The following is a 14,736-nucleotide window of genomic DNA, read 5'->3' as shown; positions in this document are numbered from 1 at the left end:
AATTATACGGACTTTATCCTCTCGAATTATAATTAAATTATATTTGCATAATTGATGTTTGTAATTACTTATGATGTTATCATATATAAGTAATTATGTATCAATTTAATTTATGTCTTAATCCTTTTTATATCATTTTCGTGTGAATTACTGTAAAATAATTTGCTACATATAGGGACTAAACAAATTGAATATATTAAAGTGAGGTAACTTATGTCTAAGAACAATAGAAATAGAGATGACTTTGGTGAACCGGAAAAGAAAAAGATGAGTGGCATTTCGAAACTGATTAGCACGATTATAGTCTTATTATTATTAAGTGGCTTGGCTTTTGCGATTTACGCATTTGTTGATCATTCTAACCGATCAAGTGAACGCTTAAATAATCAATCAACTGAAGAGAAAAAAGACAAGAAAGATAAAAAAGATAAAGAAGAGAATGACAAAAAATCGAGTGAAGAACGTTCGAATGTGACGCAGGAAACTGTTACGCAACAAGCACCTCAAACTCAACAACGTCAGACTCAGCAAGCAACGCCTTCAACACAAGAAAGAACTAAACAACCATCAACTGAAGAGAAACAACGTACAAAACAAGATACTAAAGAAGAAAAAACTCAAGAGAAAACAACTAAAGAAGAGGCTACTACTGAAGAAAGCCGTACAAAAGAACAGGCAACACAAGAAAATAATAGCAATCGCAACAACAATAGAAATACGAATGAGTCAAATACGAATAAACCAAATCGTACTCAATCAAGCACACAAACTAGAACACAACAATCACCGCAAACACAACAACGTTCAACAACGCAACCATCTACGCAGCAATCAACTTCAAGACAAACGACACAACGAAATGCTACGTCTACACAAAGCCAATCAAACCAACAATCATCTAATAATAATTAGCGACATCATAGGTCTTGATTAAGACTTGTGATATTAGTATGATTTAAACCCATTAACTGGCAATGAATTAACGTTAAGCATCGATGGTTAAAGGAGATGCAAGTGATGATAGCAGTCTTATGAGATTTCTCATGAGGCTGCTTTTCTTAGTTTAGTCATCAATAGTATGATGACAAAGCGCTAGAATGAATTTGTACCAATACGACATCATTACCGAGCTCCTTATCCACTCGCCTTATCTTTAAAACACCCAATTCAATAAAAAAGTAAAAATGATAGAAAGTAAAATAGAAATAAAGATTGAAGAAAGGCAACCAAATGGACAACCACAACCATACCGATACCTAACGGAATAATGCGCTCGATCAGTAGGGTGCGAATGATTAAAATAGTCATCATCTTTATATCTACGATCATTTGGATCAATAACCTCAACATGATTATCCTCTTCGCGAGCCATTTTTTCTCCTCCTTTAAATGAAGTGCTTCTATTGTAAATGAGAACAACTTATATAGGAAAGTATTTTGCAAAAGAATAATTATTAAACTTTGAGGGTAATACTATAAAATAAGAGATAAATAATACTTTTTGCTTTGTATGTAGTGGGTTTATTCTACTTAATTTGGGAAATTTTACAGATAATTTTAAATATTAGAGTTTTTCTCTTGCATTTTCATCAACACAATAGTACTATTGCAAGTGTAAAGAGGTTAGATTTTGTCCCAGGCGGGACATAAATAGTCAAACCGTTTTTATACTATTGGTTACCTTTTAGACATAAAGGAGGAAGGTAGTAGTGAAAGACTTGATTAAAATTCAACAGAAGTTGATACCTGATCTCGTGGATAAAATGTATCGACGCTTTTCTATCTTAACTACTATCTCAAATAATCAACCAGTAGGTAGAAGAAGTTTAAGTGAACATATGGATATTACTGAGCGTGTCTTAAGGTCTGAAACAGATATGTTGAAGAAGCAAGATTTAATCCAAGTTAAATCAACTGGAATGGAAATCACTGAAGAAGGTAGATCTGTTTTAAATCAGCTTAACGAATATTTCAATATTTATACTGATGATAATCAATTAGCTGAACAAATTAAGACCACTTTCGGTATTAAAGAAGTTCATGTTATACCTGGTGATGCAGATGCTCATGAGAACGTAAAATCAGAAATGGGAAGACAAGCTGGTCAATTACTTGAAAGCATCCTATATGAAGATGCGATTGTTTCAGTAACAGGTGGTTCGACAATGGCAAATGTTAGCCGTGCGATGCATCTTTTACCATTTAATGTATTTTTTGTTCCAGCGCGTGGTGGCCTTGGCGAAAATGTTATCTACCAAGCTAACACGATTTCAGCGAGCATGGCGCAACAAACAGGTGGGTATTATACAACGCTTTACGTACCAGATAATGTAAGTGAATCAACGTATAATACACTTCTAATGGAACCTTCTGTGGTTCATACATTAGATAAAATCAAACAAGCAAATATAACAATACACGGTATTGGTGATGCGCTGAAGATGGCGCATCGTAGACAATCATCAGATGAAGTGATTGAAAGCCTTCAACATCACCAAGCCGTTGCAGAAGCTTTCGGTTACTATTTTGATGCTCAAGGCAACGTAGTCTATAAAGTAAAGACGATAGGACTACAACTTGAAGATTTAGAAACCAAAGATTTTATATTCGCTGTTGCCGGAGGTCAATCTAAAGGAGAAGCAATTAAAGCTTACTTAAGTATTGCTCCTAAGAATACAGTATTAATTACTGATGAAGCAGCAGCAAAAGTAATATTAAATAAGTAATAAAAAGTTAATAGCTTTTTAAATATCATTTTAAAGGAGGCCATTATAATGGCAGTAAAAGTAGCAATTAATGGTTTTGGTAGAATTGGTCGTTTAGCATTTAGAAGAATTCAAGACGTAGAAGGTATTGAAGTAGTTGCAGTAAACGACTTAACAGACGACGAAATGTTAGCTCATTTATTAAAATATGACACTATGCAAGGTCGTTTCACAGGAGAAGTTGAAGTTATTGATGGTGGTTTCCGCGTAAATGGTAAAGAAGTTAAATCATACGAAGAACCAGATGCAAGCAAATTACCTTGGGGCGATTTAGATATCGACGTAGTATTAGAATGTACTGGTTTCTATACAGATAAAGAAAAAGCAGAAGCACACATCAATGCAGGTGCTAAAAAAGTATTAATCTCTGCACCAGCTAAAGGTGATGTTAAAACAATCGTGTTCAACACTAACCACAATGACTTAGATGGTTCAGAAACAGTTGTTTCAGGTGCATCATGTACTACTAACTCATTAGCACCAGTTGCTAAAGTGTTAAGTGACGAATTTGGTTTAGTTGAAGGTTTAATGACAACTATTCACGCATACACTGGTGACCAAATGACTCAAGACGGTCCACATAAAAAAGGCGACAAACGTCGTGCGCGTGCAGCAGCTCAAAACATCGTACCAAACTCAACAGGTGCTGCAAAAGCTATCGGTAAAGTTATTCCTGAAATCGATGGTAAATTAGACGGTGGTGCTCAACGTGTACCAGTTGCTACAGGTTCATTAACTGAAGTAACAGTTGTATTAGAAAAAGACGTTACTGTTGAAGACGTTAACAAAGCAATGAAAAACGCTTCAAACGAATCATTCGGTTACACTGAAGACGAAATCGTTTCTTCAGACGTAGTTGGTATGACTTACGGTTCATTATTCGATGCTACTCAAACTCGTGTAATGTCTGTTGGTGACCGTCAATTAGTTAAAGTTGCAGCTTGGTACGACAACGAAATGTCTTACACTGCTCAATTAGTTCGTACTTTAGAATATTTAGCAGAATTATCTAAATAATTTAGAAGCATAGTTAAATAAACTTGTGCTCAGTATAGATGTACGATTGAAAGTACACTTGTACAAATTATTGAAATAAGTTAGCTTATGAGTAAGCGGGGAGCACTAACGCTTCTCCGCTTATTTTTATATTAGTAATTCCTATTTAGAGGAGGAAATTATAATGGCAAAAAAAATTGTTTCTGATTTAGAATTAAAAGGGAAAGTTGTTCTTGAACGTGCTGATTTCAATGTACCTTTAAAAGACGGTAAAATCACAAATGATAACCGTATTGTTCAGGCTTTACCAACAATTAAATATATCATCGAACAAGGTGGTAAATTAGTTCTATTTTCTCACTTAGGAAAAGTTAAACAAGAAAGTGATAAAGAAGGTTTAACTTTAAAACCTGTTGCTGATGCTTTATCAGAAAAGTTAGGTAAAGAGGTCACTTTCGTACCAGAAACTCGTGGTGAAAAATTAGAAACTGCTATCAAAAACTTAAAAGAAGGCGATGTATTATTAGTTGAAAATACACGCTTTGAAGATTTAGACGGTAAAAAAGAATCTAAAAACGATCCTGAATTAGGTAAATATTGGGCTTCATTAGGTGATGTATTTGTCAATGATGCTTTCGGTACAGCACACCGTGAACACGCATCTAATGTCGGTATTTCTACACATTTAGAAACTGCAGCTGGTTACTTAATGGAAAAAGAAATTAAATTTATCGGTGGTGTTGTCAACGACCCACACAAACCAGTAGTTGCTATCTTAGGTGGCGCTAAAGTATCTGACAAAATCGGCGTCATCAAAAACTTAGTAAATATTGCTGATAAAATTCTTATCGGTGGCGGAATGGCGTATACGTTCTTAAAAGCGCAAGGTAAAGAAATCGGTTTATCATTATTAGAAGAAGATAAAATCGACTTTGCTAAAGCATTACTTGAAAGTAACGGCGATCAAATCGTTTTACCAGTAGATGCAAAAGTGGCAAAAGAATTCTCTAATGATGCTGAAATCACTGAAGTATCAATAGACAACATCCCTTCAGATCAAGAAGCAATGGACGTTGGACCTAAAACTGTTGAGTTATTCTCTAAAGAATTAGAGGGTGCACACACAGTCGTTTGGAACGGACCTATGGGTGTATTTGAATTCAGTAATTTTGCTCAAGGTACAATCGGTGTATGTAAAGCCATTGCTAACTTAAAAGACGCTACTACTATTATCGGTGGTGGTGACTCAGCAGCAGCTGCAATTTCTTTAGGTTTCGAAGATGACTTCACACATATTTCTACTGGTGGCGGTGCATCATTAGAATATTTAGAAGGTATTGAATTACCAGGCATTAAAGCGATTAATAACAAATAATCGACTTATGAAAATGTCTACGTTTTTCTAAACATTTTCTAGGGAAAATGCATAAAGAATGAGACGTTACGTCTTAAAAGATATTTAACGCTAAAATTACAATTTAAATATATAGGAGTGTAATCAATGAGAAAACCAATCATAGCTGGTAACTGGAAAATGAACAAAACAGTTAAAGAAGCTAAAGACTTCGTTAATAACTTACCAACATTACCTGATGAAAAAGAAGTTGAATCAGTAATTTGTGCACCAACAATCCAATTAGATGCACTAATTTCATTAGTAAATGATGGCAAAGCAAAAGGATTAAAAATTGGTGCTCAAAACACTTATTTTGAAGATAATGGTGCATTCACAGGAGAAACATCTCCAGTAGTATTAGCTGACTTAGGTGTTAAATACGTAGTTATCGGACATTCAGAGCGTCGTGAATTATTCCATGAAACAGATGAAGATGTGAATAAAAAAGCACATGCTGTATTTAATCATGGTATGACACCAATCATTTGTGTTGGTGAAACAGATGAAGAACGCGAAAATGGTAAAGCTAATGAAATCGTTAGTAACCAAGTTGAAAAAGCACTAGAAGGTTTATCAGAAGAACAACTTAAACAAGTTGTTATCGCATACGAACCAATTTGGGCAATCGGTACTGGTAAATCAGCTACTTCTGCAGATGCAAACGAAATGTGTGCACACGTTCGTAAAACAGTAGCTAAAGTAGCAAGCCAAGACGTTGCTGATGCAACACGTATTCAATACGGTGGTAGTGTTAAACCTAACAACGTTAAAGAATATATGGCTCAATCTGACATTGATGGTGCATTAGTAGGTGGCGCATCATTAAAAGTTGAAGATTTCGTACAATTGTTAGAAGGTGCAAAATAATTATGGCTAAACAACCAACAGCTCTAATCATTTTAGATGGTTTCGCTAATCGTGAGAGTGAACATGGTAATGCTGTGAAACAAGCGAACAAACCTAATTTTGATCGTTATTACAGTAAATATCCTACTACTCAAATTGAAGCGAGTGGTTTAGACGTAGGCCTTCCTGAAGGTCAAATGGGTAACTCAGAAGTTGGTCATATGAACATTGGTGCAGGACGTATCGTTTATCAAAGTTTGACACGTATCAATAAATCAATCGCTGATGGTGATTTCTTTGAAAATGATGTATTAAATAATGCTGCACAACATGTTAAAGACCACAATTCTGCATTACATGTCTTTGGATTATTATCTGATGGTGGTGTACACAGTCACTACCAACATCTATTTGCATTATTAGAATTAGCTAAACAAAAAGGTTTAGATAAAGTTTATGTACATGCATTCTTAGATGGTCGTGACGTAGATCAAAAATCAGCACTTAAATACATTGAAGACACAGAAGCTAAATTTAAAGCATTAGGTGTAGGTCAATTCGCGTCTATTTCTGGTCGTTATTATGCAATGGACCGTGACAAACGTTGGGACCGTGAACAAAAAGCATATAATGCAATTCGTAACTTTGAAGGTCCTTCTTATGCATCAGCTAAAGAAGGTGTTGAAGCTAACTACGCTAATGACTTAACGGATGAGTTTGTTGAACCATTTATTGTTGAAGGTCAAAATGATGGCGTGAACGATGGAGATGCGGTTATCTTCTTCAACTTCCGCCCTGACAGAGCAGCACAATTATCAGAAGTATTTACTAACAAAGCCTTTGATGGTTTCAAAGTAGAACAAGTTAATGACTTATACTATGCAACATTTACTAAATACAATGACAATGTAGATGCTGAAATTGTCTTCGAAAAAGTTGATTTAACGAATACAATTGGTGAAGTTGCTCAAAATAACAACTTGAAACAATTACGTATTGCTGAAACAGAAAAATATCCACACGTAACATACTTTATGAGTGGTGGACGTAATGAAGAATTTGAAGGTGAACGTCGTCGTCTGATTGATTCACCAAAAGTTGCAACTTACGACCTAAAACCTGAAATGAGTGCATATGAAGTTAAAGATGCATTATTAGAAGAGTTAGATAAAGGTGATTTAGATTTAATCATTTTAAACTTTGCTAACCCTGATATGGTTGGACATAGTGGTATGTTAGAACCAACGATTAAAGCAATCGAAGCAGTGGATGAATGTTTAGGTGAAGTTGTCGACAAAATTTTAGATATGAATGGTTATGCAATTATTACTGCTGACCATGGTAACTCTGATCAAGTGTTAACTGACGATGATCAACCAATGACAACACATACGACAAACCCAGTTCCTGTTATTGTAACTAAAGAAGGCGTTACATTACGTGAAACTGGTCGTCTAGGTGATTTAGCACCAACATTATTAGACTTATTGAATGTTGATCAACCATCAGATATGACTGGTGAATCACTTATTAAGCACTAAATAAAGTTTCGTTTTAAAGTATAAGGATATTGTAATCCCTAATATAATCACTAAAACTTAGGGATTCAGTCCTTAACTGATATAAATATTTTATTTAAAGATTAAATCAAGCTATAATAGCTTTAGAATCTAAATTAAAGGAGATTTTTCACATGCCAATTATTACAGATGTTTATGCTCGCGAAGTCTTAGACTCACGTGGTAACCCAACAGTTGAAGTTGAAGTATTAACTGAAAGCGGTGCTTTCGGTCGTGCATTAGTACCTTCAGGTGCTTCTACTGGTGAACACGAAGCAGTTGAATTACGTGATGGAGACAAATCACGTTATAGTGGTAAAGGTGTTACTAAAGCAGTTGAAAATGTTAACGAAATTATCGCACCAGAAATCGTTGAAGGTGAATTTTCAGTATTAGATCAAGTATCTATCGATAAAATGATGATTCAATTAGACGGTACACCAAACAAAGGTAAATTAGGCGCTAACGCTATTTTAGGCGTGTCTATCGCAGTTGCACGTGCAGCAGCAGACTTATTAGGTCAACCTTTATACAAATATTTAGGTGGCTTCAATGGTAAACAATTACCAGTGCCAATGATGAACATCGTAAACGGTGGTTCTCACTCAGATGCACCAATCGCATTCCAAGAATTCATGATTTTACCAACAGGTGCTGAATCATTTAAAGAAGCATTACGTTGGGGTGCTGAAATCTTCCATAACTTAAAATCAATCTTAAGTGAACGTGGTTTAGAAACTGCAGTAGGTGACGAAGGTGGTTTCGCTCCTAAATTTGAAGGTACTGAAGATGCTGTAGAAACAATCATCAAAGCAATCGAAAAAGCAGGTTACAAACCAGGCGAAGATGTATTCTTAGGATTTGACTGTGCATCATCTGAATTCTACGAAAATGGTGTATATGACTACACTAAATTCGAAGGTGAACATGGTGCGAAACGTAGTGCAGCTGAACAAGTTGACTACTTAGAAGAATTAATTGGTAAATACCCAATCATCACTATCGAAGATGGTATGGATGAAAATGACTGGGACGGTTGGAAACAATTAACTGACCGTATCGGTGATAAAGTTCAATTAGTAGGTGACGATTTATTCGTAACAAACACTGAAATCCTTTCTAGAGGTATTGAACAAGGTATTGGTAACTCAATCTTAATCAAAGTTAACCAAATCGGTACTTTAACTGAAACTTTCGAAGCAATCGAAATGGCTCAAAAAGCTGGATACACTGCAGTAGTTTCTCACCGTTCAGGTGAAACAGAAGATACTACAATTTCTGATATCGCTGTAGCTACAAACGCTGGCCAAATTAAAACTGGTTCATTATCAAGAACTGACCGTATTGCTAAATACAATCAATTATTACGTATTGAAGATGAATTATTTGAAACTGCTAAATTCGATGGCATCAAATCTTTCTACAATTTAGATAAATAAGTTTAATACAGAGATTTATTTAATATAATAGAGTTCACGCAAATGTATATTGCCTGTCACAGAGTTGAGACTGTGGCAGGCTTTTTTAATCATGTGGCAAACAAAACGAACGCATGTTAAATCGAAGTTGTCTATAACAGGTTGTAATTCTTTAAATAAAAAGGTGTTTGCTGAGAATGGAACAGATTTAATTTACGTATTCAAACTGATATAATAGATGTGTATATAAAAGAAGGAGAAGTAAAGATGGAGAATCAGCTTAATCAACCTAGTCAGAGGGAACGAAATGCAGGTAAGTTAATTGGCTACAGTTCTTTAATATTATGTATTTTATTGATCATCCATAACTTTATTGCATTAGATACATTAACGGCTAAGACGTTATTATCACAGGCAGGTCAGAAAGTCAGTGATAGTGCAGTCGCTAACATCTTAAATAGTTTCAGATACACAGGAATGATGTATATCTTAGCTTATTTAGCGGGTGTCATTGCATTATGGAATCGACATAAGTACTTATGGTGGTTTATGTTTGCAGTCTATGTATCCAATATATTATTTACATTAGTAAACTTAGCCATGGTTATAAATGCGATTATAGCAGCGAAATCAGTACTATTTATTATTCCAATTATAATTGTTATGATTTGCTCAACCGTATTAGCGTTATATATGCTAATCATTTCAATTGTACGTAAAAGTACGTTTAATCGATAGTCATTGATTATAAAGACGAGTATGTGATATAATTCGGAACGTATATAATGAATGGAGGACAATTTTCATGCATACACTTTTCATAGTACTATTAATTATTGATTGTATTGCATTAATCACTGTTGTATTACTCCAAGAAGGTAAAAGTAATGGACTTTCAGGTGCTATTAGTGGTGGCGCAGAACAGTTATTTGGTAAACAAAAACAACGTGGCGTCGATTTATTCTTGCATAGATTAACAATTATTTTAGCAGTCATTTTCTTTTTAATAATGATTGGTATCAGTTACTTTGGTTTATAAGGTCCGACGATGTTAATGTCGGGCTTTTTTATTTATAATGAATAGAGACGGATGACGTCATAGATATTCAAGTCGTGGACATAAAGTCCAAGTTTAAATCATGCATATTTCCGAAGAAATAAGGGAATATTTAATAAGTATAAATATATATGTAAATATGAGAAATGATGTTTGAAAAGTAAAACAGTATATATTAGTAATTTAGAGATAACGATGGAAGAGGGATTATGAATGCAAATTAAATTACCACAACCGTTCTTCTTTGAGGAAGGCAAACGCGCAGTCTTACTCCTACATGGATTTACAGGTAATTCATCAGACGTAAGACAATTAGGCAGATTTCTACAGAAAAAAGGCTACACGTCATATGCGCCACAATATGAAGGGCACGCTGCGCCACCAGAAGAAATTTTAAAATCAAGTCCGCATGTATGGTTTAAAGACGTGCTAGATGGCTATGATTATTTAGTGGAACATGGCTACGAAGATATCGCCGTAGCTGGATTGTCATTAGGTGGCGTGTACGCCTTAAAATTAAGCTTGAACCGTCCAGTGAAGGGTATTATTACAATGTGTGCACCTGCTGAAGGGAAAACGCAAGGTACAATATATGAAGGTTTCTTAGAATATGCGCGCAACTTTAAAAAATATGAAGGTAAAGATCAAGAGACGATTGATAAAGAGATGGAAGACTTCCAGCCAACTGAAACATTAAAAGAGTTGAGTGAGACACTAAATAACGTTAGAAATGAAGTTGATGATGTACTTGATCCAATATTAGTAGTACAAGCTGAAAATGATGAAATGATTAATCCTCAATCAGCAAATTATATATACGATAATGTCGATTCAGAAGACAAACATATTAAATGGTATGCAAATTCAGGTCATGTCATAACAATCGATAAAGAAAAAGAACAAGTATTCGAAGACGTCTATGACTTCTTAGAAACTTTAGATTGGTCTGAATAATCATTTTAAAAATTAAAAGAAAGTAGAAAGGAGGGGCATGATGAATTTAAAGCAATCCATTGAAGAAATTGTAAAACAACCTGATTATGAACCCATGTCTGTGTCTGATTTTCAAGATGCTTTAGGTCTTAATAGTGCCGACTCATTTAGAGATTTAATAAAGGTGCTAGTAGAACTAGAACAATCAGGATTAGTTGAAAGAACTAAAACGGATAGATATCAACGTAAACAATCACATAAAAATACGAACTCTAAATTAATTAAGGGGACATTAAGCCAAAATAAAAAGGGCTTTGCATTCTTACGTCCTGAAAATGAAGAGATGGATGATATTTTTATCCCACCAACTAAGATTAATCGTGCATTAGATGGCGACACAGTGATTGTCGAGATACAGAAGTCTAAAGGTGAGCATAAAGGTAAAATAGAGGGCGAAGTTAAATCAATTGAGAAACATTCTGTAACCCAAGTAGTCGGTACGTATAGTGAAGCGAAACATTTCGGATTCGTTATTCCAGATGATAAACGCATAATGCAAGACATTTTCATTCCGAAAGGCCAAAGTCTTGGCGCCGTAGATGGCCATAAAGTGCTCGTTCAAATTACGAAATATGCGGACGGTACGGATAATCCAGAAGGTCATGTATCAGCTATTTTAGGCCATAAGAATGATCCAGGTGTAGATATTTTATCAATCATTTATCAACATGGAATCGAAATTGAATTTCCTGATAATGTCTTGAAAGAGGCTGAGGCAGTACCTGAAGAGATTAAGCCTGAAGAAATCAAAGGACGTACTGACTTGCGTGACGAGCTAACGATTACAATTGACGGTGCTGATGCAAAAGATTTAGACGATGCAATTAGCGTTAAAAAATTAAAAAACGGTCATACTGAATTAACTGTAAGTATTGCAGATGTTGGCTACTACGTTAAAGAAGACTCAGCGTTAGATAAAGAAGCTTACGATAGAGCAACAAGTGTTTACCTAGTAGACCGTGTTATTCCGATGATTCCACACCGCTTAAGTAATGGTATTTGTTCATTGAATCCTGAAGTCGACCGTTTAACATTAAGTTGTCGCATGGAAATCAATGAACGCGGTGAAGTAGTAAATCATGACATATTTGATAGTGTCATTCATTCTAATTACAGAATGACATATGATGCAGTAAATCAAATTATTACTGAGAAGCATCCAGAAGTGCGACAACAATATCAAGAAATTACACCGATGCTTGATTTAGCACAAGATTTATCAAATCGTCTCATTCAAATGCGCAAACGACGTGGTGAAATTGATTTTGATATTAGTGAAGCCAAAGTATTAGTCAATAACGAAGGTCTACCGACTGATGTAGTTTTACGTGAACGTGGTGAAGGTGAACGCTTAATCGAATCATTTATGTTAGCAGCAAATGAAACCGTGGCTGAACATTTCAATAAATTAGAAGTACCATTCATTTACCGTGTCCATGAACAACCTAAATCTGATCGTTTAAGACAGTTCTTCGACTTTATTACTAACTTCGGTATTATGATTAAAGGTACGGGTGAAGATATCCATCCTTCAACATTGCAATCGATTCAAGAAGAGGTTGAAGGCCGTTCAGAACAAATGGTTATCTCAACAATGATGTTACGTTCAATGCAACAAGCCCATTATGATGATACGAACTTAGGACATTTTGGTTTATCAGCAGAATACTATACCCATTTCACATCACCGATTAGACGTTACCCTGACTTAACGGTTCACCGTCTAATTCGAAAATATCTCATCGATCATTCTATGAATAATAAAGAATTGCATAAATGGGAAGATAAATTACCGGAATTAGCTGAACATACGTCACAACGTGAACGTCGTGCAATTGAAGCGGAACGAGATACAGATGAATTGAAAAAAGCGGAATATATGATTCAGCATATCGGCGATGAATTTGAAGGTATTGTAAGTTCAGTAGCAAACTTTGGTATGTTTATTGAATTGCCTAACACCATTGAAGGTATGGTTCATATTTCAAATATGACAGATGATTATTACCACTTTGATGAACGCCAAATGGCACTTATTGGTGAACGCCAAGCAAAAGTATTTCGCATAGGTGATCAAGTTACAGTAAAAGTCACACATGTTGATGTAGATGAGCGCATGATAGACTTCCAAATCGTTGGTATGCCATTACCGAAAAATGATCAAAGTCAACGTCCATCAAGAGGAAAAACCATTCAGGCTAAAACACGTGGCAAATCTCTAGATAAATCAAAAGATGATAATCATAAAGGCAAAAAGAAAAAACGTAAGCAACGAAAAGGTAAGAATCAACGTAATCGTGATAAAAAAGGTAAAACGAATCACAAACCATTTTACAAAGATAAAAGTGTGAAGAAAAAATCACGACGCAAGAAAAAATAATCAGCAAAGAGGTGACAGAGATTAATGGCTAAGAAGAAAACAAAATCACCCGGTACATTAGCTGAAAACCGAAAAGCTAGACATGATTATAATATTGAAGATACCATTGAAGCGGGTATTGCATTAAAAGGGACAGAGATTAAATCCATTCGTCGTGGTAGTGCCAATTTGAAAGATAGCTATGCGCAAGTTAAACGTGGCGAAATGTTCATTAATAATATGCATATTGCCCCTTATGAAGAAGGAAACCGTTTTAATCATGACCCTTTACGTTCTAGAAAGTTATTACTCCATAAAAAGGAAATTATTAAACTTGGAGAACGTACAAGAGAAATTGGATATTCTCTTATTCCATTGAAACTGTATTTAAAGCATGGTCAGTGTAAAGTTTTATTAGGTGTAGCCCGTGGTAAAAAGATACACGATAAGCGTCAAGCTTTAAAAGATAAAGCAATGAAACGTGATGTAGATCGTGCGATTAAGGACCGTTATTAAGCGTGTTTGTTGCTTAATTGGTCTCTATTTGGTATGATAACTGATGTTGTGAATGAACTGATATGTTAGTTAGTGATTGGGGTGACATTCTAACTGAATGCATCATCTCAATCTCGCAAGAATGATTAGAACTGAGAAATGCTTTAGATTAGTAGCCTCTCAGTTCAATCAGTTACTGCGTTTGTACATGATGCCATAAAGGGGTGTTATATACTAAACGTATCTAATATTATTTCGGGGGCGTTTTTGGATTCGACAGGGGTCCCTCGAGCACATTAAGCGTGTCGGAGGGTTGTCTCCGACATCAACACATTTCAGTAAATATAACTGACAAATCAAACAATAATTTCGCAGTAGCTGCGTAATAGCACTCTGCATCGCCTAACAGCATCTCCTACGTGCTGTTAACGCGATTCAACCCTAGTAGGATATGCTAAACACTGCCGTTTGAAGTCTGTTTAGATGAAATCCAATCAAACTAGCATAATACTGGTTGTCTGTTGCTTACTATTATGCGAAATTTATCAATAGACTACACACGTAGAAAGGTGTGTATCAGGACCTCTGGACGCGGGTTCGAATCCCGCCGTCTCCACTATATAGAGGCTGGGACATAATTCCTAGCAAAAATGCCAGTAAATGAGTTTTTCATAAATTCATTTACTGGCTTCTTTATTTACAATACTCCGTATTGTTGGCTCGCTTTCTTAGGGGACAGCTTCAGCCTGTAGTCTTCAGCTTGTCCTGTTCCCTCAAGAGTCTCGCCAAAATACTTTGTATTTATATGTAATTTTACATTGTAATACTTTAAAAAAATAAGGCACTTTCGTA

13 protein-coding genes and 1 other RNA gene are annotated in these 14,736 nt (G+C 35.3%); 13 read left to right on the top strand and 1 reads right to left on the bottom strand.

The window, feature by feature from the left end; genetic code table 11:
• The first annotated feature begins 213 nt into the window (after positions 1–213).
• Positions 214–912, top strand: coding sequence for a DUF4887 domain-containing protein (locus tag KA858_RS09455; protein WP_053029907.1), 699 nt, complete (start codon positions 214–216; stop codon positions 910–912).
• A 241-nt stretch (positions 913–1,153) separates the two neighbouring features.
• Here the strand turns inward: KA858_RS09455 and KA858_RS09450 are convergent, their stop codons facing one another.
• On the bottom strand, positions 1,154–1,372 hold the full coding sequence (locus tag KA858_RS09450; RefSeq protein ID WP_210135537.1) for a hypothetical protein: 219 nt from the start codon (positions 1,370–1,372) through the stop codon (positions 1,154–1,156).
• Positions 1,373–1,709: 337 nt separating this feature from the next.
• Between KA858_RS09450 and KA858_RS09445 the strand changes: the two genes are divergently transcribed.
• From KA858_RS09445 to ssrA, 12 genes are all read left to right on the top strand, one after another.
• Complete coding sequence (locus KA858_RS09445) at positions 1,710–2,726, top strand: sugar-binding transcriptional regulator (RefSeq protein WP_075109132.1); 1,017 nt, start codon at positions 1,710–1,712, stop codon at positions 2,724–2,726.
• A gap of 48 nt (positions 2,727–2,774) precedes the next feature.
• Positions 2,775–3,782: a type I glyceraldehyde-3-phosphate dehydrogenase gene (gene gap / locus KA858_RS09440; protein ID WP_011276377.1), complete on the top strand. Its 1,008-nt coding sequence runs from the start codon at positions 2,775–2,777 to the stop codon at positions 3,780–3,782.
• Between the two features lie 163 nt (positions 3,783–3,945).
• Positions 3,946–5,136, top strand: a complete 1,191-nt coding sequence (locus tag KA858_RS09435; RefSeq protein ID WP_053029904.1) for a phosphoglycerate kinase — start codon at positions 3,946–3,948, stop codon at positions 5,134–5,136.
• Between the two features lie 126 nt (positions 5,137–5,262).
• On the top strand, positions 5,263–6,024 hold the full coding sequence (gene tpiA / locus KA858_RS09430) for a triose-phosphate isomerase (RefSeq protein ID WP_210135536.1): 762 nt from the start codon (positions 5,263–5,265) through the stop codon (positions 6,022–6,024).
• A 2-nt stretch (positions 6,025–6,026) separates the two neighbouring features.
• A complete protein-coding gene (gene gpmI / locus KA858_RS09425) occupies positions 6,027–7,544 on the top strand; it encodes a 2,3-bisphosphoglycerate-independent phosphoglycerate mutase (protein WP_053029902.1) in 1,518 nt (505 codons plus the stop codon).
• A 152-nt stretch (positions 7,545–7,696) separates the two neighbouring features.
• Positions 7,697–9,001 (top strand): surface-displayed alpha-enolase, encoded by a 1,305-nt coding sequence (gene eno, locus KA858_RS09420; protein WP_011276373.1) that lies wholly within the window; start codon positions 7,697–7,699, stop codon positions 8,999–9,001.
• 246 nt (positions 9,002–9,247) lie between these two features.
• Positions 9,248–9,718, top strand: a complete 471-nt coding sequence (locus KA858_RS09415) for a hypothetical protein (protein WP_210135535.1) — start codon at positions 9,248–9,250, stop codon at positions 9,716–9,718.
• A 67-nt stretch (positions 9,719–9,785) separates the two neighbouring features.
• Entirely contained in the window at positions 9,786–10,019 is a 234-nt protein-coding gene (secG, locus tag KA858_RS09410) for a preprotein translocase subunit SecG (RefSeq protein ID WP_011276371.1), read from the top strand.
• A 231-nt stretch (positions 10,020–10,250) separates the two neighbouring features.
• A complete protein-coding gene (locus tag KA858_RS09405; protein WP_107629992.1) occupies positions 10,251–10,991 on the top strand; it encodes an alpha/beta hydrolase in 741 nt (246 codons plus the stop codon).
• 40 nt (positions 10,992–11,031) lie between these two features.
• A complete protein-coding gene (gene rnr / locus KA858_RS09400; RefSeq protein WP_210135534.1) occupies positions 11,032–13,410 on the top strand; it encodes a ribonuclease R in 2,379 nt (792 codons plus the stop codon).
• Between the two features lie 24 nt (positions 13,411–13,434).
• Entirely contained in the window at positions 13,435–13,905 is a 471-nt protein-coding gene (gene smpB / locus KA858_RS09395) for an SsrA-binding protein SmpB (protein ID WP_011276368.1), read from the top strand.
• Between the two features lie 236 nt (positions 13,906–14,141).
• Positions 14,142–14,503: a transfer-messenger RNA gene (ssrA, locus tag KA858_RS09390) on the top strand.
• Positions 14,504–14,736 lie beyond the last annotated feature (233 nt).

The organism is Staphylococcus sp. GDX8P80P, from assembly GCF_017893095.1.
Lineage (GTDB): Bacteria > Bacillota > Bacilli > Staphylococcales > Staphylococcaceae > Staphylococcus > Staphylococcus borealis.
This window is presented reverse-complemented; position numbering and strand designations above follow the sequence as displayed.

Coding starts and splice junctions, on each gene's coding strand:
- KA858_RS09455 (WP_053029907.1), top strand. CDS start 214: ATGTCTAAGAACAATAGAAATAGAGATGACTTTGGTGAACCGGAAAAG.
- KA858_RS09450 (WP_210135537.1), bottom strand. CDS start 1,372: ATGGCTCGCGAAGAGGATAATCATGTTGAGGTTATTGATCCAAATGAT.
- gap (WP_011276377.1), top strand. CDS start 2,775: ATGGCAGTAAAAGTAGCAATTAATGGTTTTGGTAGAATTGGTCGTTTA.
- KA858_RS09435 (WP_053029904.1), top strand. CDS start 3,946: ATGGCAAAAAAAATTGTTTCTGATTTAGAATTAAAAGGGAAAGTTGTT.
- tpiA (WP_210135536.1), top strand. CDS start 5,263: ATGAGAAAACCAATCATAGCTGGTAACTGGAAAATGAACAAAACAGTT.
- gpmI (WP_053029902.1), top strand. CDS start 6,027: ATGGCTAAACAACCAACAGCTCTAATCATTTTAGATGGTTTCGCTAAT.
- eno (WP_011276373.1), top strand. CDS start 7,697: ATGCCAATTATTACAGATGTTTATGCTCGCGAAGTCTTAGACTCACGT.
- KA858_RS09415 (WP_210135535.1), top strand. CDS start 9,248: ATGGAGAATCAGCTTAATCAACCTAGTCAGAGGGAACGAAATGCAGGT.
- secG (WP_011276371.1), top strand. CDS start 9,786: ATGCATACACTTTTCATAGTACTATTAATTATTGATTGTATTGCATTA.
- KA858_RS09405 (WP_107629992.1), top strand. CDS start 10,251: ATGCAAATTAAATTACCACAACCGTTCTTCTTTGAGGAAGGCAAACGC.
- rnr (WP_210135534.1), top strand. CDS start 11,032: ATGAATTTAAAGCAATCCATTGAAGAAATTGTAAAACAACCTGATTAT.
- smpB (WP_011276368.1), top strand. CDS start 13,435: ATGGCTAAGAAGAAAACAAAATCACCCGGTACATTAGCTGAAAACCGA.